This window comes from Streptomyces sp. NPDC059989 (genome assembly GCF_042736975.1).
GTDB lineage: Bacteria > Actinomycetota > Actinomycetes > Streptomycetales > Streptomycetaceae > Streptomyces.
This window is the reverse complement of sequence record NZ_JBHWUO010000021.1, coordinates 104,291-125,286: the sequence shown is the minus strand read 5'-3', so window position 1 is coordinate 125,286 and position 20,996 is coordinate 104,291. Positions and strand designations below refer to the sequence as shown.

16 protein-coding genes and 2 pseudogenes are annotated in these 20,996 nt (G+C 67.4%); 12 read left to right on the top strand and 6 right to left on the bottom strand.

Features of this window, described 5'->3' with window-relative positions:
• Window positions 1-38 precede the first annotated feature (38 nt).
• Window positions 39-239, top strand: a complete 201-nt coding sequence (locus ACFWBN_RS20585) for a hypothetical protein (RefSeq protein WP_385178317.1) — start codon at window positions 39-41, stop codon at window positions 237-239.
• On the top strand, window positions 236-523 hold the full coding sequence (locus tag ACFWBN_RS20580) for a hypothetical protein (protein ID WP_385178316.1): 288 nt from the start codon (window positions 236-238) through the stop codon (window positions 521-523). Before ACFWBN_RS20585 ends, ACFWBN_RS20580 begins: the two co-directional genes overlap by 4 nt.
• Before the next feature lie 107 nt (window positions 524-630).
• On the opposite strand, the pseudogene ACFWBN_RS20575 reads toward ACFWBN_RS20580, so the two are convergent.
• Window positions 631-843 (bottom strand): annotated as a pseudogene (locus ACFWBN_RS20575) (LexA family protein); the annotation flags it as partial.
• Window positions 844-1,257: 414 nt separating this feature from the next.
• Here ACFWBN_RS20575 and ACFWBN_RS20570 point away from each other — a divergent pair.
• Window positions 1,258-1,533 (top strand): hypothetical protein, encoded by a 276-nt coding sequence (locus ACFWBN_RS20570; RefSeq protein ID WP_385178315.1) that lies wholly within the window; start codon window positions 1,258-1,260, stop codon window positions 1,531-1,533.
• Window positions 1,530-1,940: a hypothetical protein gene (locus ACFWBN_RS20565; protein ID WP_385178314.1), complete on the top strand. Its 411-nt coding sequence runs from the start codon at window positions 1,530-1,532 to the stop codon at window positions 1,938-1,940. Before ACFWBN_RS20570 ends, ACFWBN_RS20565 begins: the two co-directional genes overlap by 4 nt.
• 189 nt (window positions 1,941-2,129) lie before the next feature.
• Here the strand turns inward: ACFWBN_RS20565 and ACFWBN_RS20560 are convergent, their stop codons facing one another.
• Complete coding sequence (locus ACFWBN_RS20560) at window positions 2,130-4,175, bottom strand: hypothetical protein (RefSeq protein WP_385178313.1); 2,046 nt, start codon at window positions 4,173-4,175, stop codon at window positions 2,130-2,132.
• 1,223 nt (window positions 4,176-5,398) lie between these two features.
• Between ACFWBN_RS20560 and ACFWBN_RS20555 the strand changes: the two genes are divergently transcribed.
• The 3 genes and pseudogenes from ACFWBN_RS20555 to ACFWBN_RS20545 all read left to right on the top strand — a co-directional run.
• Entirely contained in the window at window positions 5,399-6,343 is a 945-nt protein-coding gene (locus ACFWBN_RS20555; RefSeq protein WP_385178312.1) for a hypothetical protein, read from the top strand.
• A 128-nt stretch (window positions 6,344-6,471) separates the two neighbouring features.
• On the top strand, window positions 6,472-6,999 hold the full coding sequence (locus ACFWBN_RS20550; RefSeq protein WP_385178311.1) for a winged helix-turn-helix domain-containing protein: 528 nt from the start codon (window positions 6,472-6,474) through the stop codon (window positions 6,997-6,999).
• Window positions 6,996-7,154 (top strand): annotated as a pseudogene (locus tag ACFWBN_RS20545) (IS630 family transposase); the annotation flags it as partial. The gene ACFWBN_RS20550 and the pseudogene ACFWBN_RS20545, both read left to right, overlap by 4 nt.
• 683 nt (window positions 7,155-7,837) lie before the next feature.
• Here the strand turns inward: ACFWBN_RS20545 and ACFWBN_RS20540 are convergent.
• A complete protein-coding gene (locus tag ACFWBN_RS20540) occupies window positions 7,838-9,262 on the bottom strand; it encodes a serine/threonine-protein kinase (protein ID WP_385178310.1) in 1,425 nt (474 codons plus the stop codon).
• A 265-nt stretch (window positions 9,263-9,527) separates the two neighbouring features.
• Window positions 9,528-9,965 carry a flavoprotein gene (locus ACFWBN_RS20535; protein ID WP_385178309.1) on the bottom strand — a complete coding sequence of 146 codons (438 nt, stop codon included), beginning with the start codon at window positions 9,963-9,965 and terminating at the stop codon, window positions 9,528-9,530.
• Between the two features lie 864 nt (window positions 9,966-10,829).
• On the opposite strand from ACFWBN_RS20535, the gene ACFWBN_RS20530 reads away from it, so the two are divergent.
• Entirely contained in the window at window positions 10,830-11,381 is a 552-nt protein-coding gene (locus tag ACFWBN_RS20530) for a hypothetical protein (RefSeq protein ID WP_385178308.1), read from the top strand.
• Window positions 11,382-12,048: 667 nt separating this feature from the next.
• Here ACFWBN_RS20530 and ACFWBN_RS20525 read toward each other — a convergent pair.
• On the bottom strand, window positions 12,049-13,320 hold the full coding sequence (locus ACFWBN_RS20525) for a hypothetical protein (RefSeq protein WP_385178307.1): 1,272 nt from the start codon (window positions 13,318-13,320) through the stop codon (window positions 12,049-12,051).
• Between the two features lie 381 nt (window positions 13,321-13,701).
• Here ACFWBN_RS20525 and ACFWBN_RS20520 point away from each other — a divergent pair, with 381 nt between their 5' ends.
• The 4 genes from ACFWBN_RS20520 (at window position 13,702) to ACFWBN_RS20505 (ending at window position 19,296) form a co-directional block, all read left to right on the top strand.
• Window positions 13,702-14,793 carry a polyprenyl synthetase family protein gene (locus ACFWBN_RS20520; protein ID WP_385178306.1) on the top strand — a complete coding sequence of 364 codons (1,092 nt, stop codon included), beginning with the start codon at window positions 13,702-13,704 and terminating at the stop codon, window positions 14,791-14,793.
• Between the two features lie 67 nt (window positions 14,794-14,860).
• Window positions 14,861-16,495, top strand: a complete 1,635-nt coding sequence (locus tag ACFWBN_RS20515; RefSeq protein ID WP_385178305.1) for a prenyltransferase/squalene oxidase repeat-containing protein — start codon at window positions 14,861-14,863, stop codon at window positions 16,493-16,495.
• A 301-nt stretch (window positions 16,496-16,796) separates the two neighbouring features.
• Window positions 16,797-18,275: a cytochrome P450 gene (locus ACFWBN_RS20510; protein ID WP_385178304.1), complete on the top strand. Its 1,479-nt coding sequence runs from the start codon at window positions 16,797-16,799 to the stop codon at window positions 18,273-18,275.
• Window positions 18,276-18,375: 100 nt separating this feature from the next.
• Complete coding sequence (locus tag ACFWBN_RS20505) at window positions 18,376-19,296, top strand: terpene synthase family protein (protein ID WP_385178303.1); 921 nt, start codon at window positions 18,376-18,378, stop codon at window positions 19,294-19,296.
• Window positions 19,297-19,688: 392 nt separating this feature from the next.
• Here the strand turns inward: ACFWBN_RS20505 and ACFWBN_RS20500 are convergent, their stop codons facing one another.
• Window positions 19,689-20,912, bottom strand: coding sequence for a beta-ketoacyl-[acyl-carrier-protein] synthase family protein (locus ACFWBN_RS20500; RefSeq protein WP_385178302.1), 1,224 nt, complete (start codon window positions 20,910-20,912; stop codon window positions 19,689-19,691).
• Between the last annotated feature and the right edge of the window lie 84 nt (window positions 20,913-20,996).

The window sequence follows — 20,996 nt, the reverse complement described above, 5'->3', positions numbered from 1 at the left end:
CGATCACGTCAACTTCCCACTATTTGCAGGAGCTTGTCGTGACCGCTCTCGCCGTTGTGCTGTTCACCGCCGCTCTGGTTGTCGTGTTCGCGCTGCTGGCCGCCGCTGCCGCAGGCAAACTCGCTCGCTTGGACGGCGCCACCTACCCCACCGCCCTCATGCGGGCCGCCGTCACGTTCGCCGCGGTCCTCACCCTCTCCGCGGCCCTGACCGGCGCGCTCGCTCAGGTCATCTCGTGAACACCTCGGCACGAGCCGAGATCCGAAACGCGGGCTGCGTAGCTGCTCATCCGGCGTTCGACCTGCTGGTGGCGATGGACAAGCCCAACAGCGGACTGGCCTGGTCGGCCCTGCGCCACGACCAGCCGGGAAACGCCTCGCAGAGGCTGCGGCAGCTCGCCCTCGGCCAGATCCCACTGACCCACGACGCCTTCCACGAACTCCAGCCCTGGCGATCAGCGGCTCACCTTGAGGCACTCCTGATGGCAAGCGGGGTCCTCCGCGACGGTGGCGCCGTTACCTGATCGGGTGATGGCGCCACACCTGCTGCGCGTAGTAGCGTCCTCCGCACTGCTGCTGAGCTGCACCGATCCTCATCGGATCACGCTGCACAACGGTTGACCCCGCTAGTAGCCACGGTCTCACCGTTCTCGGCGTCCGGCTGCATCCTGACGGCGACCGTGTCGCCGTCCATGATGTGCGCCTTGATCATCGACTCGCTACTGACCGTGAGCGCGAACACCTGCCCGCTGCCGACGAGTTGCCTCGGCAGCGCCAGTACATCCTCGACCTGCTCGTCGGCGGTGATGGGAACGCCGGCGGCGATACGGCCGACGAGCGGGGTGTGGACCACCGAGGAGTCGGGCACCGCATCTTCGGGGCCCGTCTCCACGGCGAAGTCGGCCCCGGGGTCGGCGGTCATGGTGGGCACGTAGGCGCGAGGACGCTTCGGGTCCTGCCGCAAGACGCCCTTCCTCACCACTTCCCTGATGATTCGATGAGTTCAAGCATCAGGGGAGGCTTCGGTTGAGCGAGTGGCGTGTGACGTGGGTGCCCGATCCCGGGCGGTGGGGATCGCTGCCGGACGAGGGCGTCCTGGGGGTACAGGACCTGCCTGGGGCGGTGGCCGGCATCGGCTTGCTTCCGGGTGATCCGGTGTTCTTGAGGCCGGAGTTCCATCGTCCCCGCGACGTTCGCGAAGAAGGCCACCGCGTTCCTCGGCCGCGACGGCATCGTTCTCTTCGACAACCCGGACGCCATGCTGATCTGCGCGTTCAAACGGGAGAACGCGCTCCGCGAGCCTGACCCGGGAGCGAATGCGCCGAAGCAGTACGACTGCCGGCCCGACTGCGGAAACGCCATCCGCACCGACACCCACGCCCGCCTCCTGCGCGAACGAGCTGCCGAGATCGACCAGCTCGCCGATGCGTCTCCTGGCCCGCTTGGCCGACGGCTCAAGGCGAACGCGGACCGGCTCCGCGAACTATCCGAGGCCCATGACGCCACCGCCCAACCCGCTGAGGCCCTGACATGAACCAGCAGTCCCTGGACGAGCGGACCCGAATCCGCGAGGCGATGGACCGGCTCCTGGCCGGACAGGCCACCGCATCCAACGGCAGTCTCACCGTCGTCGCTCTCGCCACTGAGGCCGGCGTTCACCGCATGGCCCTCATGAAGCGGCACGCCGACCTGAAGAGCGAGTTCTACGAGCGCGTCCGCAAGGAAACCCAACAGGTCCCCGAGGCGGAGAAGCGGCTCCGGGAAACCGTCGCCAAGCTGAAGAAGACCATCACCAACCAGAACGAGGAGCTCGAAGAGCTCCGCCAGCTGGTGACCCGCCTGACCCTCGCCAGCGCCGTCCTCGCCCAGGAACAGCGTTCGGCTCCAGATCCCGTGCCGGCCCCCGACAACGTGATCCCGTTCCGCCCATCCACCCGCTGATATCGCCGGGCGCGGGGCCGCCCTGGCTCGAACAGGACGGGTGAGCAAATAGATCCGTACGTCATGGCGCACAACGAAGTCGTACGCGACCGGGAACGTTCAGTCACGCGTAGGCCGACAAACCTTGGCGGCGCTGAACTGCGCCTTGCGCCGGCAGGGCTGCGAAGTCGAGCGAAATGAGCAAATCCCTCAAGTACGAGGTGGGAGGGGTTTCGGGCGTAGGCCAATGAATGGCCAGACCAGAGCCCACAGCAAGTAGGTGAAAACGAGCAGGTAGCCTACAACGGCTGTGAACTCTACGGCGGGATAGATCATTGACACCCAATAGGCGGATGAAAAGGCCAGGGCAATTAGGTAGCAGGCAAAGAACGTCTTCCCCCTGACGCCCAGGTGGTAGCGCGGCCCGTCCTCGCCGACGAGAAGCCGGAGTGTCTCTTGGCGATGCCATACGGACCCGGCGGCTCCCAGAATGCGAGAGATGGCGAAGAAGACCGCAAGTCCCACCATCGTGAGCATCGCCAGTGCAGCAATTCCGTCGCTGAGTGAGCCGAGGACTGACTCGGCCGTCTTGGAATGGCCTGCCGCCCATGTTGCCGCGTCGAGTACTGCTGACTTGTAGCCCAGGGCGACGAGGAGGCTGACGATAGCAGCGGCAGTCACCGCGGAGATGAGGCGGGACATGGCCAGCGACCGGACCCGGACCATGTGAAGGTCCTCGGAACGTGCAGGTAGAGGCGGAAGACTGTCCCGCGTCGCGGGTGCTTCGTCTAGCAGCAAGCGGGCGAGCGGATATTGCACCTGGGTGAGGTTCTCAGCGTATGTGGTGTGATCCCTGATCACCGACCAATGGTTCGCCACTGGCCTCTCTTCAGGGCCACGAGTCGGGCGGTCATAGGGGAGTTCGATCCACTCGTAGACCGGTGCTTCACTATCGGGGCCGCGCAGCAGTACATCTGCAATAAGGATAGCCTCTTGCTCATCGAGCGGTCCGCTGACAAGCTTCTGTGTATCGATAATGGACTCCGTGCCGTCGAATCGTCCACGGGAACGGCGAGCCCTCTCCACAAGATCGCTGGTTCCCGACCAACACCGTGGACCCATACCGGGCACCCACGTAAGCTCTCTAACGCCATCATGAGATGTTGCCCGGAAGCCGCTCTTTTGCGTGTGTTCCCAGAGCGTCTCCAGCATTCTGTTGCGCACGTCATTCCGATCATCACCCATCGGCCCGGACGGCACCGGATCAAGGGGAGTCCAGATATTAATCCACCGAGGACTGCCCAGTGCGCACCATTTAGCAACAGAGTTGTCCTCGTTGAGAAGCGCCGTGCCTGCGCCGATAGTGATTAGGACTGTTGGCCAGTTCACCTCCTCACGCAAGAAAGCCCGGCAGGAGATTGCTGCACCCTGCGAGTGTGCGACCACTACAACACTCTTGGCTCGACTAGAGGCCTGATCAACACGGTTCTGGATGACCTGGCGCATTGCGGCCGCCTGAATAGACTGTTCCCTATACACCTGCGCATCACCCACGGAAGTCACCAGGCTAGCGATAATCGGTGCCACAGTCTTCTTGATAACCGGAACACGCTGAACGGCAAGGAGTACCAACGCTAGAACCAGAGACAAGATAAACAGAATTGGCGCTACGATGAACAGAATCCCGAAGAGCAGGATGTGAGGCACCAGTAGAACGAAGAGAATGACGATGCCCACCGCCCCGCCCATAATGATAGGTGCGAGGCCATTCGAAGGGGCACCAACCCTCGATTCGTAGGGCCTTTCGGTTTCCGACAAGACCTGATTCAGCATTGGCCATAATTGCTTCGCGGTCACGAACCAGAATTGTCCCAAAAGTGCGAGAAACAGCCGGCTGGCGGCACGGCGAGAGAATCGGACACACCAACGAAGAACATCTGATGCTCGCGATGGATGAAAGCTCTCCGACCAGGTGGCGTCAGTCAAAAGCCACGTGGCCTTCCGGCCGTCATCGCGGGCAATCTCAAGGTTGACTTCTGGCGAATCTCCCACCACCACGACATTTCCCAGTCGCATCTTGAGGCCGCAATCCGGCGCAACATGATCGAGTAGCCCTTTAAGGAACTCTGACCAGTGATTGAGTGTGGCGCCGCTCTTCTGAGAACCGATCCCATGTACGAAAACAACTGCGACGTCGCTCTGGCTGGAGCCGGTGGCGGCCTCGGCCGAGTCGCTGACATTAGCTCCGTCTGGCACGAACCCCCCAACCTGACACAAACCGCGATGCTTCTAGGCGAGGCTCTCCACAGCGCGAAGCAATGCGACCAAACGGAGTAGTCCGCTGGAGAGCCGCCGGGCCGGTCGGGTAGCCGGAGCCCAAACTCGATTCACGCCATCAGAGTGAGCCTGAGGGAGGGACACACAGGGACAGACTTCGCGATAATCAGGCTGCGAAGTGGGCCCGCAGCAGACGACATGCATGGGCGCATTTCGCGACAATTCACTGTGGATCCCGAAGTGATCTTGCGGTTCAGTCAGAGTCGTCGCCTCTCCGAGGCAACCGTACGGCTGGCATTCCTAGTCGTACGCTCGAAGATCTCCTGGTGAGAGAAGACTTCGACAGTGACTTCTGCACAGGCGAGGTCGTGGGCGTTGCGGCGCACTGTTCCGGCCGCACTCGTTCACCTGGTGGGGTTGACGTCCGGCTAACGCCGGATGTTGAAACGCTGAAGGCAGGGTGCGTCCGGGGCAGAACCGGGCCCGAATGAATGAGGGTGCCGGGATCGGGCGCCGCACTCCAAGCGATGGCGGTTCTTGATCAAGTCAAGAAGGGGTGGCCTAATTCAGTGGGCCATACGCTCATGGGCTCCGCCGAGGCCGAAATGATCACCGCGCAAGAAGTCTGCGATGTGGAAGACGCGCGAGAACACGCCCAGCTTGCACTGATACGTGTACACGATCCCTACTGGCCGCTCGCCACTTACCTCGCACACGATAACGAGGTAACCGGGACGATCCGGGAGAGGCTCCGCTGGACCGCCGGCCTTCCGCGGAAGGGCATTCAGGGTCTGCTTAACCGCTTTCCGTGCGCGAGGACTGAAGCAGTCGAACTTCTCCCTGGCTGTGTCGGAAGTGTAATTAAGAGTAGCCCTAAGGGTCCGTCCCCCCGACGCCCTGCTCACCGGCCCCTAGCTGGCGCTCGCCACACCCGCCTGCTCACGACAAGCAGCGGAATGAGCCGACCAGCGGCCTCTTCCTGCTCGAGGTAGTCGATGCTCCGGTTGATCTCTTCACGGTGTGCAGCGATCAGCGCCCTGGCTTGAGCGGCACGTACATTCGACTTCTGCGAGGAAGGCTTCATACGAAACCACACCGACACTGGCACTGTGCCACCTCCTTAACCGGCAGTCACGACTCTACTCTGGGGTGGATCATCCTGCTCGCTACGAAGTGCAGCGGCAGTTCGACCTGGAGGTCGCATGGTGCTTGGGCAGAACACGGTAGCGGATGGAGCGGAGAAGGGGCTCCCACCAGGCACGTCGTTCGAGGATGCCACCAAGAATCTTCAGGCGGCTGCGCGATGGATCGTTACAGCGCTGGCCGCCGTGGGCGCTGTTCTCGTGGCAGGGATCCCGCTGACAGCGCTTGGGAAGGTGAACGGCTGGGCAGCCGTCTTCGCCTTCGGATCGCTTTTCGCAGCTCTGGTGGCGATCGGTTTTGCCATCCCTGCTGTGGCTAAGGTCTTCACGACGCCGTACGTGACGCTGACCGCGTTGACTCAGGATGAGTTGCCCACCCGAAAGGGTCAGGACACGTCCCGGGTAGCCGCCATTGTGGAGAAGATCCACAGGAGTCGAGAAGAGCTTTTTGGTGATCAGGCGGAGGATCTTGGCGTACTGCACAGTCGGCTGAAGGCGGTCAACGACCGGCTCCGTAGGCAGCGGGGGGCAAGGCGGGAGGACCTGGAGAATCCAGGTCCACCGCATGGAGCACTCGCTGCACCCGCGGACGTCGACATGGCGCACGAGCTTCGAGCGACTGCCGAACGAGTGCTCGATTTTGCGAACTATGAGGCGACTCGAAGGATCTTCGTTGGGCTCTACAGAAAGTTGGCATTCGCCGGGCTGATCGCCGTTCTCGGGGTGAGCTTCTACGCGTACACCGTCAATCGCCCCAGCAGCTCCGTGGTGATCACTTCCCCACGTCCGGTGGTTCTTAGCTTGCCCATCGGAAGTGCTGAGGCTAAACGCCTTGGCAAGCAATGTGATGTGAGGAAGGTGGCAGCTGTCGCACTGGAAGGGGCGCTCCGTAGGCCCACTGTTTCAACGATTCCGAGCCTGACGTGTGCTTCTGCCGTGTTTCTTGTGCCTGAGGGAACTGTGGTAGTGCCGACGAAGGATCTTCCTTCGTTACCTGGTCGCTGATGTAGCCACTTGCCCAGGCGCGGCACATTGGGTGTTACCAGTCGAGTTCGAGGCGGAGCTGTTACTGACCTTGAAGTCGTCTTGTCGTAGGGGCTGACGGTTGGTGATCGTCGCGGTATGCCGGTTGTATGAGGTATCCGCAGGGTGGAGGTCTGACCGCGGAGAGGCAAGCGTTCCGTGAGCGAGTCCGGATGGAAGCTGTCGGGATGTTCACTGCCGGGCGGGGCAGTACGGAGATCGCGAAGGAGTTACGGGTCAGCGTCCGGTCGGTCCAGCGGTGGCGGGAGGCCGGGCAGGACGCGGTCCGTTCCCGCGGCCCGGTGTCCCGTCCGAAGCTGAGCGATAGGCTGTTCGCCGTGCTCGAGGAGGAATTGGCCAAGGGTCCGGTCGCCCACGGATGGCCAGATCAGCGGTGGACGCTGGCACGGATCAAGACCTTGATCGGCCGGCGGTTCCACAAGAGCATGACGTTGTCGGGCATCTCGCAGATGCTGCGGCGGCGCGGCTGGAGCCACCAGGTTCCGGCCCGCCGTGCCGCCGAGCGGGACGAGGCGGCGGTGGCCGGCTGGGTGAAGGAGGTGTGGCTGCACCTGGAACCACCGCGGCGGCGCTCGGGGCCTGGCTCGTCTTCGAGGACGAGGCAGGATTCTCGATGACGCCGCCGACCTCTCGCACATGGGGCAGGCGCGGATCGACTCCGGTCATCCGTGTCCGCGGCCGTTCCCAGCGCCGCTTCTCCATCGCGGCCCTGTGCTGCTACAAGCCCGGCGAACGCTCCCGCCTGATCTACCGACCCAAACGGCATACCGACCAGTCGTTCAAGTCGACCGTCCTCCGGAGCACCGCCGAGCTTCCCTGCCCGCCGCCTTTGTATCCGTAGTACCGCGGGTGGCCTTTCCCTCTCGACTTCTCCGTCTTGAATCCGTCGTCTTCCGGTGCCACCACCATCGCCTGGACGGTCGAGCCCGCGTACTGCACGAAGCTACGGCGGGCGAGCCAGCCTCGATGTTGGTCCGCGAGGTCTCCGTCGGCCTCGGGCGTCGCCCCTGGGATCCCAACCATGATGCGGACCCGACCTCGGTCACCCGGGGCGTCCTGATCTGCTGCGGGAGATCACCGCGCGCGTCGCCGAACGTGACCCCCAGTTGCTCGAGTGCCTCGCACACCACGACGGGCGCGAGTGCTTGTCGGAGGCCGGCGGGAAGTCACCGTGGATGTTCATCCACCGAGGCCGCGTCGGAGGCCGGCGGCCACTCGTCGCCTCGCACCTGCCGATCGCGCACAAGGCGACGCCGGCTGAGAGTGAGCAGCACCCCGCGTATGCGGCCGGAAGACCCCGATCGGGATATGACGATTCCCGGAGCGCGGTCTGTGCGGGCTTTAGCCATTGCGTTCGGGTCTGGTGACCCGTCGCGGTGGGCGGCGATGACCCTCGGCGTCGCCGGTGTCCCGTGCTCCCACTTTCGCGGCGGTAGGGTTGGGAATCCTCGCAGGCTATGCGCCGTCAGAGGCGTCAGCGGCCTTCCGGTGCCAGGCTTCCGCCTGGGCGGCGCGCCCAGTGTCCTGCAGCAGGACTCCGAGGTTATACATCGCGTCGATGTAGCCGGTGTCGGCGGCTCTTCGGTACCAGCGTTCCGCCGGGCCGCTGCGCCCGCTGTTGTGCAGCAGGACTCCGAGGTTGTTCATGCAGACGGCGTTGCCGGCGTCGGCGGCTTTTCGGTACCAGGCTTCCGCCTGGCCGCTGCGCCCGGAGTTCAGCAACAGCAGTCCGAGGTTCTGCATGGCGTTGGTGTTCCCCGCATTTGCGGCCTTCCGGTACCAGGTTTCGGCCTCGGCCCCGCGCCCCGTGCCCTCCAGCAGCAGTCCGAGGTTGTTCATGGCGTCGGCGTTTCTGGTGTCGGCGGCTTTCCGGTACCAGGCTTCCGCCTCGGCGGTGCGCCCGGTGTCCTCCAGCAGCAGCGCGAGGCTGAACATGGCCTCGGTGTCTCCGGCTTCGGCGGCCTGCAGGTGGCGCTGTTCCTCGGTTTCCGAGACGTCCGCTGCCGGATCGGGGGTTGTCCCGGGGGCAAGGCGGGCGGAGCGCAGGAGTGCGGCGATGTCCTTGGCAGTGAAGGGACGGTCGGCGGGCTCTTTGGCAAGGAGGGAGGTGACGAGGGTGTCGATGCCGGGCGGGACGGCGGGCTGGTGGGTGCTGGGCGGTTCGGGAATGGTGGACAGGTGCATGGCGATGACGGCGTACGCGGAGTCCGCTGTGAACAGGGCGCGCCCCGTGAGGAGCTCGTACAGACTGACGCCCAGGGCGTACAGGTCGGCCGAGTGCGTCGGTGTCTGTCCGCGGAGCTGCTCGGGAGCCATGTAGAGAGGGCTGCCGAGCAGCGCTCCGGTCGTGGTCAGGCCGAGCGTGCCGTCCTCGATCTGGGCGATCCCGAAGTCACAGATCTTGACGGTGCCGTCGTCGAGCAGCATGAGGTTGGACGGCTTGATGTCGCGGTGGACGATGTTCCGCGCGTGGGCGGCGGCCAGCCCGTCGCACACCTGTGCGCCGTACTCCAGCACCTTCTCCAGGGGAAGCCCGCCGGGGTGGTCCTCGCGTAGGACCGTCGAGAGATCACGCCCTTCCAGAAACTCCATGACGAGGAACGGAGAGACTTCCACCTGCCCGTCGTCTCTCGTCTCCCGGTGCTCGCCGAGGTCGTGGACGACGGCGATGTTGCGGTGGTTCAGCCGGGCGGCTGCCTCGCCTTCACGGCGGAAGCGGGCCAGGACCTGGGCTGCGAGCCGGTCATCACGCAGATGCGTGGCCAGCACCGTCTTGATGGCGACGGTACGACGCAGCCGCATATCGGACGCCGCCCACACCTCTCCCATGCCGCCCTGCCCCAACCGGCTGTCGAGCTGGTAGCGGCCCGCTAACTCCATCCCCCTATGCATGCAGATCACGGTATGCGACCCGCCCGCGATGGGGCAGGAAACATCCGAACCCGCCGCCGCGCCAACTCCCTCGGCTGGCCCGGCAGCCCGGCAATGCTGGTGCGAGGACCGGTGCGGCTGCCGACCAGCCTGGCCGTCCCTGCCGTAGTGGGGAACACGGTTGATGCCGACTGTGCGGTCCGCGTGTACTACGTCGTCCGCACCGAGGTGTGTCAGGGCACGGCTGAACTCCGTGGCGGGTGCCGCGCCGTCCTCAACGGCCGATAGCTCCGAAGCCGCAGCGGAGGGCAACTGCAACCACGAGCCGGTGTCCGCATACGCAGCGTTCCGCAGCTTCGGCGCCCAGCCTTCGACCGTCTGAGGGGGCTATCCGAATGCCGAGTGCAAGGTTGTCCGCGAAGCCGGCAGCCCACTTGTTCACCGTGTTGAACGTGGCTGGTGCGACAGCGATGGCATCGGCCCTCGGATACGACCGCGCATCGCTGGGTGAGCGCCAGGCAGAGCAGATCGGGTAGCCGGTCTGGTTCTCGATCACCTGGCTGTCGAGGAAGTTGAGGCCCTCTGGGGTGGCGACAACTACAACCTCCCAGCCCCGTTCCTGCGCGGCGGTGATGAGTTTGCCAACATCGCCGGCGATCCCGGCCGCGCACACGATGACGTACAAGAAGGACTTGCGCTGCGGCTCAGTCACGGGGCACTCCCAGTCGCCGGCTGAAGTGGTGGAGCTCAGGCAGCGTACGACGGCGGCCCGGGCAACAACCGCCTCTCCGAGCTCCTCCAGCCCCGCCTTGCCCACCTCTCCCACCCCGCCGCCACTCCCCTGAGTAACCTGTCGTGAGCGACGGAGGACCGCCCCCGACCTGCGGCGCACCCTCTTGGCGAGACAGTCTCCGCTGGGGGGAATCTGGGGGGAATGAGGCCTCGTTGGGGGGCGGCTGGGGGGAATCGGCTGCATATACGGGCAGCAGGGTGAAAGACTCGGAAAGGTCGATCGCTGCAGGTCAGACCGCCTGCGTAGGCAATTTCCGCAGGTCATCGGCGTGTGGGTGACAACTTCATGGCGATCTCCTCGCCCTCCTCCTGACGCGCCTCTGACCAGCGCTTTTCAGTATCCAACGAGCGTTGGGGAGAATCCGGGGAGAAGCGTTGGCTTCGCACCTCTGCCAGCCACACCCAGTTCGCCGTTCTGGCCGCTGTGGTAGCGGGTTCCCGGCGGCATCACGTCCCACTTGGGGGGGTTCCCGTACCAGGCGGGTGTCCTGCCTTGCGCAGTACCCGGAGCAGGAACGCGGCGGCGAGGCAGGGCCATGTCGAGCGTCTCGCGGATGGCTGCGAGTACCGGGCCGGGGTGTGGATCGCCGACCAGAAACAGGGCCACGACCGACTCGACCAGGCTCAGCTCGCCGGTTGCCGACCGCGGCGTCAATCGGGCGCGGTAGAGAACGTCTCTCTACCCGCATGTTGGCTGACGTCCATTTCGCAGCTTGAGTCCCTCATCGGCGGTACCAGGTGACACAGTGGCCGCAGGGTAACCGCCTAAACGGGAGGGGAGACCATGACTGGTGACGGGACACAATTCGTCGTGGCAGGCAAAGACATTGGGCCATTCGTACTGCGATGGCTCGAGGAGGTGGACTGCCTCGACAACACGTCAGATTCCCTCCTCCAGCACGCCGTACAGGAGAAGGACCCCAGGCAGCAGGGCTTCTACGCATCCGCATACGTCATCTCGAAAATCGCTCCCCGGGTGTGGGGTGATCAAGGTAGTGATGACGAGCTCCTGCTGTTCGCCGTCATCGCAACGTACAGGCGGTCGAAGCCGCAGGGCTGGGATGGGGTCCGCGCACATACGGAACAAGCATTCGCCTACATGCGCGAGGTGGGTGAAGTTGAGGCATCACGTCGCCTGCGTGCCGAAGTGGCGAAAGAGGCAAGCGACGAGGCAGTTTCTGCCCAGAAGGCATTCCACCAACGCATGGAAATCTCTCCACTCAGTCCCACCGCACAAGCGGCCCATGACCAGGAGATGGCACAGGGCAGCCATAGAGATCTCCGCGCGGCCAACGCACTGGACCCTCTCGGCACCACAGCAATCTGGGACCAATGAAGACGCTGGCCGACGGACGAACGCCGAGCCCCACCGACCGACCGCAACGGCCTGCCCGGCGGAGAAGCGGCCGCGCCCGGCTCCTGGAGTCGCCGTCGTTGCTTGTGCAGCTCCGCCTTGCCCCGGTCGCTCTTCGGCTTCCGGGGCCGCTTCCAGAGCCACTGCCATAGCGACAGCCCGCGCCGAGGAGGGGAGCTTTCTCACAGGTCGCGATGGGTGTGTAGCCGACCGCCGACGGCGATCCGGGAATGCCCGAGGGCGAGCAGGGGGTCACGTGGTGCAAGCGGCTGCGCCTGGACGTCACGGCGGAGGATGTGCCCCGCATCGGGTGCCGGAACACCCTGCCCTGGTCCACCGCCCGGTCGCGCGGATTGATCCGCTGTGGCTCGAGCTCAGGCGGTCGCGTGGAGGCGCGTTTCGGGGCCGTGCCAGTCCAGGCACAACACCGTGGCGTCGTCTCGCGGCAGCTGTCCGCCGTACACGTCGGTGACCGCGCCGACCAGCGCGCACGACCGGGAGTGTCAGTTTCTTCCGGACAGTCCCCTCCGGGGGCTCCACCAGCGCCTGCGCGGCCGGCGCGAGGACCGCCGTCGCATCGACGCCCTGACCAGGAAGATCGCCGACTTGGTGGAGGAGTACGGGAACCGGTGACGCCCGGCCCCGGCGGTCAGTACCGGGACCGGTTGCGGCCGAGGGTGTCCAGGGACGTGGAGGCGTTCGACCGGACATCGGGGTCGAGGGCCGTGTCGTCGGCGAACGCGGCGAGGACCGTGATGCCCCGCGCCCGGTGCCCGTCCAGCTGGGCCAGGGCGCGGGCGGCCCAGACCCGTCCGTCCGACTGCAGCGCGGGGGCCGCCGCGAACGCGGCGAGGAGCGGGGCGGAGCGTTCCTCTCCGAGCGTGGCCAGGGCCACCGCCGCCAGCATCCGGTCGTAGAGGAGCACACGCCTGTCCTGCGTGATGCCGGCGAGGAGGGCGACGCCCTCCTCGCGGTGCCCGTCCAGCCCGGCCAGCACCTCGGCGGCGTCCAAGCGGTAGGCCGAGTCCGCGGTGGGGTCCGCGGCGAGCCTGGCAAGGGGCTCGGCGGCCACCTCCCCGTGCAGGGTGGAGCGTGCCAGGACCCGCAGGGCGCGGACGCGGTCGAAGGAGCGGAAGCCGCCGAAGGCGAGCCCCTGCATCACCAGTTCCGCGGCCTTGTTCTCATCGAACCGGGTCAGGCCCTCCGCCACGATCAGGCGGGCGGCGGAGAGCGATGGGCTCTCGTGGCCGAAGGCCGCCAGCAGCCGGACGGCCCGCTCCCCGTCGCCGGTCGCCTCGGCCAGGAACTCCGCGGCCCACACCCGGTCCCGCGGTTCGGTGCCGGGGTCGGCCGCGAAGGCGGCGAGCAGCCCGACGCCGTCCTCGCCATGGCGTCCCGGCAGGTGCGCCAGGGCGCGGGCGGCCGCTGTGTCGCCGTACTGGGCGAGTCCGAGCAGCAGCCGTGCGCCGCGCTCCCGGTGGCCGTCCAGCCGGGCCAGGAACTCCGCGGCGGCCTTCCGGAGGTACTCGTCCGCCCCGGGGCTCGTGAAGAACGCTTCGAGGAGCGCGGCGGCGTCGTCCTCGTGGCCCTCCACCCGGGCCAGGTCCCGGGCGGAGGCGATACGCGTCCGGTCGTTGAGAGCGGGGTCCCGGGCGAACGACTCCAGTAGCACGGCCCCCTCCTCCCGGTGGCCGTCCAGTCCGGCCAGCGCGGCGGCGGCCCAACTGCGCTCGAACGGCCCCACATCCCGGCCGCGGGCGAGCCGGCCCAGCAGCGCGGCCCCCTCCTCCCGATGTCCGTCCAGCTCGGCCAGGTCCCAGTTTGCTTCCACGCGGTGATGGGGGAGCAGCAGGGGGCTCAGTGCGAAGGCGCTCAGCCAGCGTGCCGTGCTCTGCGGCGGGAGGGCGCTGCCGAGCTGCACCTGCGCCTTGAGCAGGTAATGGCCGGCCAGCCCCGCGGGGGAGAAATAGCCCTCCCTGCCTCGGCTGAGGCGGAACAGGCAGGGGCGTACGAGGGGGGCAGGGGCGCATGGTGGGCGTGTAGGGGGCTGTGGGCCTCTGGAGTGGTTGGCGGGTGCGGTGTGCGCCTGCGTGCTTCCTTGGGCGGGTGAGGACTCGTTTCTGCATCCTGGGGACTTGGGCAGGTTCCTGCCACGGAGTCGCCCTTTCTATCGCTGGATGTGGTGGTCGTTGTCTCTCCTGCCTGCTCCCCGCTGCCCTGCCCGTGTTCTGGTCGCTTCGGTGTCCGCCGCTGAGGCAGGCGGTGGACTGGTGGATGCCCGGGTCTTGGGCGGGGATCGACCTTGACGGTCTACCCGGCCTCTGCGGCTGCCTCCACGCTGGACCTGCCCGTCATCCGCCACGATGTTGACGCGGTACTGGAGGAGTTCCTCCGGCACAAGGTCGCCGCTGCTGCGGACTCCTTCCTGCCTGACGAGGTGCCCCGGGCCCTGGAAGTCTTCGTCTTCGCTGGTGGCAAGCGGTTGCGCCCGCTGCTGTGTGTGATCGGCTGGCACGCCGTGCAGGATCATGGCGTCACGTCTGCGGTGGTCCGCGCCGGGGCCGCGCTGGAGATGTTCCATGCCTTCGCCCTGATCCACGACGACCTCATGGACCGTTCCGACACGCGCCGGGGCCGGCCGACCGTCCACCGTGCTTTGGCCGACCGTCACCGCGCCTCACGTGCCCCCGGTGACAGTGACCGCGTAGGCGCCAGCGCCGCCATTCTGGTCGGCGACCTGGCCTTGGCCTGGTCGGACGAGCTCCTCCACACCGCCGGCCTGTCCCCGAGCCAGCTCGCCGCCGTGCTCCCGGTGGTCGACATGATGCGAACCGAGGTGATGTACGGCCAGTACCTCGATCTGGTCACCACAGGACGGTTCACCGCGGATGTCGGCGCGGCCCTGCGAGTGATCCGCTTGAAGACCGCCAAGTACACCTGCGAGCGTCCTCTGCACATCGGCGCGCTGCTTGGCGGCGGCGGCCCGGAGGTCCTGGCCGCCTGCACCGCGTTTGCCCTGCCTCTGGGCGAGGCCTTCCAGCTACGCGATGACCTGCTGGGCGCCTACGGAAGTGTGGGGACGACGGGGAAGTCCGCTTCGGACGACTTCCGTGACGGCAAGCAGACCGTTCTGCTCGCGCTTGCCCTCCAGCGTGCCGATGACTCTCAGCAGCGCATGCTGCGGAAGCTGATAGGCAACCCGGACCTGGACGACGATGGAGCGGCCGGTGTCCGCGAGATCCTCACCGCGACCGGTGCCCGCCAGGAGGTCGAGCGGATGATCCGTGCCCGCTTCGCGCGGGCCCTGCACGCCCTGGATGAGGCGTCGTTCACGCCGTCCGCGACCGCGGCTCTGCGCCGGCTCGCCCACACCGCCACGGAGAGAACCGCGTGATGTTCTCCGCTCCCGTCGACGACGTCAAAGACAGCCTTGGCCGGATATCTCACCATGGAGACCAGCGATGACGACAGTGGACGCACCCTTGCAAGCCAGCGGCTTCGATTCCTCCGCGGCAGCCGCCCAGCTGGTCGCCGATCTCGTCGCCGCGCCCTGGGGCCGCCCCGCTCCTTCCCTGTACGAAACTGCGCGGCTGGTGAGCCTCGCACCCTGGCTAACCGGACACGAACGGCGGCTGCGGCACCTTCTCGACATACAGCAGCCGGACGGCAACTGGGGTCCGGCGGCATCGGAGGGCTTCGCTCTGGTGCCCACCCTCAGCGCGACCGAGGCCTTGCTGACCACCCTGCAGCGCACACCCGGCGGACCCGGCGTCGATCGGGCGCGCGTGGCTGCGTGCGCCGACCGGGGCCTTGAGGCACTCCTCCGCCAACTGAGCAGCCTACGGAGCCCGCTGCCGGACACCCATGCGATCGAACTGATCGTCCCCGCCCTGGTCGAGGCGGTCAACGCACATCTGGACCGGCTGCGCGACGCTCCGTCCTCGGATGCGCAGATCTGGCTGCCGTCGGGCCGCCTGTCCTTGCCGGCCGATGTCGACGTCAGCGTTCTGGCCGCGCTGCGTTCCCGGCTCCGGGCCGGCGGTGCGGTACCCGACAAGGCCCTGTACTCGTTGGAGAGCGCCGGCGACGCGGCCCGCGGGGCGCGGGGCGTGCGCCCTGTGGAACCCGGCACGGTGGGAGCCTCGCCGGCGGCCACCGCGGCATGGCTCGGCCCCGCCCCCGCCCACGGGCCGGCCGTCGCCTTCCTGGAAAGCGTGGTGTCCGACTTCGGCGCTCTGGCCCCGGCGCCCGTACCCATCGAGGTCTTCGAACGTGCGGCGGTACTGGGCGTGCTGGCCCGAGCCGGCCTGTACCCCCAGGTGCCCGATCACCTCGTGAAGGGCCTGGTGAACGCCGTGGGCCCAGACGGAGCCGCGGGCGGAGCCGGCCTTCCGGTCGATGGCGACAGCACCTCCATCGTGCTGTTCACGCTGGCCTTGCTCGGGGCACCCCAGGACCCGGGATGCCTCTTCGGGTACGAGGAGGATGATCACTTCTGCACCTGGCCGGGAGAACGCACTCCCTCCCCCAGCACCAACGCCCACCAGCTGGAAGCATTGGGGCAGCAACTCGCCGCCACCCGGCCGGGCCCCCCCGACGCCCACCGCTACCAGGCAGCCGTCACCAAGCTCTCCGCCTGGATCTGTGACCAGCAGCAGGCCGACGGCAGCTGGGACGACAAATGGCACGCCTCCCCCTACTACCCGGCCATGTGCTGCACCCTGGCCCTCGCCCACTACGGAACCGGCGCTGCCCCGGCCGCCGTAAACAAGGCCACGCAATGGATCCTGTCCACCCAGCGCCCGGACGGCTCATGGGGCCGGTGGCAGGGAACCCTCGAAGAGACCGCATACGCCCTGCTCACCCTCCAACTCACCCCCCACACCGCCAGCCCGGCGATCGAGCACGCTGTGACCCGCGGAAGCGACTTCCTACTCCCCCGCATCGCCCACCCGGACGGGGCCGAGCTCTGGACCGGCAAGGACCTCTACCACCACCCCGCACTCGCACAAGCCCCGGCCGTCGCAGCCCTGCACCTCGCCCAGCAAGCAACCCGACGCACCACACCACCGCCGGACGCCGGGAGGAACCGCTAAAGGAGACCGCGTGGCAGGCGAGATCAGAGCACGGCACCCCCACGAAGTGCTCGGACGCAATCACGGTGGAAACACCCGCCACGGGCTCCTGCTTGTCCCATACGGACCCGACGCTTCGCGCCCTCAGCAAGGAGCACACCTCATGATCTCCGCCCTTCCCGCAGTGAATTCGCACCGGGATTGAACGCGCCGCCACCGGCCGGACCCTCTTGCACCGACCACAGGACAGCAGGGGCGCGGGCGTCATTCGACGCGCCAGCCTCTCACCCGATCCCACACGTCTCTTCCGAGGAAGTGCCCCATGGCGAAACCACCGGCAGTGTCAACGACCGGGAGCGAGGCGGACAGCATCAGTGTTCCGTTCCCCAAGGCAGCCGGGGGACTGCCCCTGCTGGGCCACCTCGTGCCAATGCTCCGCAATCCCTTGAAGTTCCTTGCCGGCCTGCCGCCACAGGGCGACGTCGTGCAGGTCCGTCTCGGGCCATTGCGAGCGCTGGTGGTCTGCGAACCGGCTCTGACCAGCCATGTCCTGCGCAACGACAAAATCTTCGACAAGGGCGGACCGATCTTCGACCTGGGCCGGAAGGTCGTGGGAGACGCCCTGCTGACCTGTCCGCACAGTGGGCACCGCCGTCAACGGCGTATGCTCCAGCCCGCCTTCCTGGCCCCCCGCCTCCCGGGCTACGCCGAGGCCACCACCGCCCGGGCCGCCGATGCAACCGCATCCTGGCGGGACGGCCAGATCCTCGACGTGCTCGCCGAAACACAGGCGCTCACCGCCAAGATCACGCTCGACACCATGTTCTCGGCCACGGCGCCTCCCCAGGTACTCACCGAAGCACTCAGCGACCTCAACACCATCATCAAAGCTCTCTCCGTGCAGATGGCGACCCCACCGCTGCTGGCCCGGCTGCCCACCCCCGGCAACCGCCGCTACCAGCAGGCGTGGGTGCGTCTGCGCCGCAACCTCCGGCACCTCGTCACCGACCGCCGAGCCGCCGGCATCGACCACGGCGACCTGCTGTCGATGCTCCTCACCGCCCATGACGCCGAGTCCGGGCCCGCCCAGCAGACGCTGACCGATACCGAGATCATCGATCAGATCGTCACGTTCTTTCTGGGCGCGACAGAGACGTCCGCGTCCAGCCTGGCCTCGGCGCTGCACATGCTGGGACAGCATCCCGAAATCGAGAGGCGCCTGCACGCCGAGGTCGATGCCGTCCTCGACGGCCGCCCGGCCACCCACGCCGATCTGCCCCGCCTGGAGCTGACCGGCCGCGTCGTCACCGAGACCTTGCGCCTGTGGCCTCCCATCTGGGGCGCCACCCGCGTCTGCACCGCCGACACCCAGCTGGGCCGACACCCGGTCCCCGCCGGCACCACCATCCTCTACAGCCCCTACCTCATCCAGCGCCGAGCCGACCTGTATCCCGACCCCGAACGGTTCGACCCCGACCGGTGGACAGCTAATGCCCCCCAGCCGCCCCGGCGCGAAGCATTCCTCCCCTTCGGCGGCGGAGCCCGCAAGTGCATCGGCGACCGCTTCGCCACCGCATCGGCAACCCTCGCCCTGGCCACCATCACCAACCGCTGGCGCCTGCAGCCCCTCCCCGACCTGCGCGTCCGCCCCTCCATCGACGGCCCCGCCCTCACCCCCCGCGGACTGAAGCTGCGCGCCACCACCCGCACCACAACCCCCGCCGGCCCCCTCCCTCCCCAGGGGGAAGAAAAACCCTCAAACCCCAGCGAACAGCGGCTTTGCCCCGAACCAGAGAGGTGAGGTGCTCTTCGAGAGCCTCCCGCAGGCGCCCCACGAATCACCCGACAACCGCGCCGAGCCAGACCACGATGCGTCCGAACAGATCGAAACGGAGAGGGCCATGACTGACAGAGACATCCGTCGCACGGTGCCATCGGCATGGCACCTGGACCGGGACCTCCCCGCCGGTGTCAGCGCCGACGCCGCGGCAAGCATGATCGAACTGCACGCCCTGCTTGGCGACGCCGTACGCGGCCTGCAGCCCCACTTCCGCCGCGACCTGCTTCTGGAATGCACCATGACCGCCGTCTTCACCGCTCCGTGGATACGGCCCCAAGACCTGCTGCCCGCCGCCCGTCTCGCGTGCTGGATCGTGGTCATCGACGACCACGCCGACACAGCGGCAGCCGACACCGACGAGGTCGACGCCACCTTCGACAGCTGCCGCAACGTGCTCAACGGCGCCGGCCCAGTAACCGGCAATCCCATCGCCGACGCACTCGCAAGCATCCTCCACAGCCTCGCCCAACTACCGTCGCACGACCTCCTCGGCCCCCCACTCCGCGCATCCCTCCACCGCATGCTCGACGCCATGTCCATCGAGTACCGGGCCAGCCGCCGGCACGGTCAGGAAGCGCGCCCTTTCGGCACACAGGAGTACTTCACGATCGCAGCGGACTCCATCGGCGTCCTGCCCCTCATGACCACGCTGTGGCACGTCATGGACGCACCCGACCTCCCCCGGCACCTGCCCCTGCTCACCGACGCCGCACAGCACGCCAGCCTCGCCGTCCGCGTGGCCAACGACCTCGCCGGAACGGAACGCGAACACGCCGAAGGCAAAATCAACGCCCTCAGCCTCGGCTTCTCCCGCTCCCACCTCCACACCGAGCTCGCGAACGCACAGCAGAACCTGCAGAAGATCTGCCAGCCACTGATCGACAACGGGAACGCCCCAGCCATCGCCCTCACCAGGTTCACGACCTGGGCCGTACGGCTCTACCAACATCAAGGGCTGCCCTCGACCAGCAGTCCGGCGTAACCGCGCGTCGCGCGACCAGCGGCTATTCGCACGCACCGTGGTTCCACCTGAAGATCACCAACAGCATCCCGAAAGTGAGCCAGAACCCGTTCTCGTGAACAAAGCCACCCTGCTGCAGGACAGAGACCTTGACCCGCGGGAGGGCATCGCCCATGCCACAGCGGAGGCGCTCAGAGCCGCAGCCGAAGGCGCGCCGCTCCCTCCCAGCAGGGCGGAACCGGCGCACCCTGACAAAGCGGCCTCAGTGGCCGGCCTCTCCCCGGACCGCCCGCCGTGGCCGGCGGTGGGCCGGGGCCGCGTCGTGGCGGGGTAAGCCGCCCTCGCCCGGACGTTGCGAAACCCCCACCTCACACGGGGGGGGTGAGGCGATGCGTGGCCCGGGCCGCGCACTCCTATGAGGCACGGAATGCGAGGACGACGTTGTGGCCGCCGAACCCGAAGGAGTTGCTGAGCGCCGCGGCCACGTGCTGCCTGACTGCGGTCTTGGTGACGAGGTTGAGGTCGATGTCCGGGTCCGGGGTGGTGAGGTTGGCGGTGGGCGGGATCAGAGAGTGCTGGATGCTCAGCACGGTGAGGGCGGCTTCGACGGCGCCGGTGGCGCCGAGGGAGTGGCCCAGGACGCCCTTGGTGGAGGTCACCTTGGGTCCGTGGGGCAGGACGGCGCGCAGGGTGTGTGCTTCAACGGCGTCATTGAGGCGGGTCGAGGTGCCATGCGCGTTGACGTAGCCGATGTCGCTTCCCGTCAGCCCTGCATCGGTGAGGGCGGTGAGCATGGCCTGCTTGATGCCGCGGCCCTCGGGGTGGGGCGTCGTGGGGTGGTAGGCATCGGTGGTCGACCCGCAGCCGGCGAGCAGGGCCCGAGGACGGTGCCCGCGGGTGACCGCGTCCTTGGCGCGTTCGAGGATGAGGATGGCTGCGGCCTCGCCGAGGACGAATCCGTCGCGGGCCTGGTCGAAGGGCCGCGATGCGGACGCGGGATCGTCGCAGCGGACGGAGAGGGCGCCGAGCTGCGCGAGACCGGTCACGATCAGCGGCGTGTTGCACGCTTCGGTGCCGCCGGCGATGACGACATCACACTGCCCGGAGGTGAGCAGGTCGCGGGCGATCACGATGGCGGTCGCGCCGGAAGCGCAGGCGGTTCCGGTGGCCAGGCTCGGACCCTGGGCGCCGCACGCGAGGGCGACCTCTCCCGCGGGGGTGCTGGGCCCGATCATCGGCAGCAGCAGGGGTGAGACCCGCCGGGGCCCGAACTCCTGCAGACGCCTGCCTTGGGTCTCCCACGTGTGGGACGCGCCCACCCCGCACCCGATCACGACTCCTACACGCGCACCGTCCCAGGTGTCGGGTTCCAGCCCCGCGTCGCGCAGGGCCTCTTTGGCGGCGATGACAGCGAGTTGGCTGGAGCGGTCCAGGCGGTGCGCGGTACGGCGTCCCAGTACATCGGCAGCATCCAAGGGAGGCAGGGAGCAGCAGAAATCGACCGGTAAACCCGCGAGCCGCGTGCTGGTGGCGGCCGTCGGCTTACCGTCCAGGACTCCTTCCCAGGCGGCCTCCACGCCGATCCCGGCAGGAGTGAGCATGCCGAGGCCGGTGACGGCGATAGCGGGGCCGTTCACCACCCACCACCTTCACGCGCAGCCAGGCGTGGAACAGCGATGGCTGTGTTCCCGTCGACCGTCACCGCCTGCCGTGAGGCAACG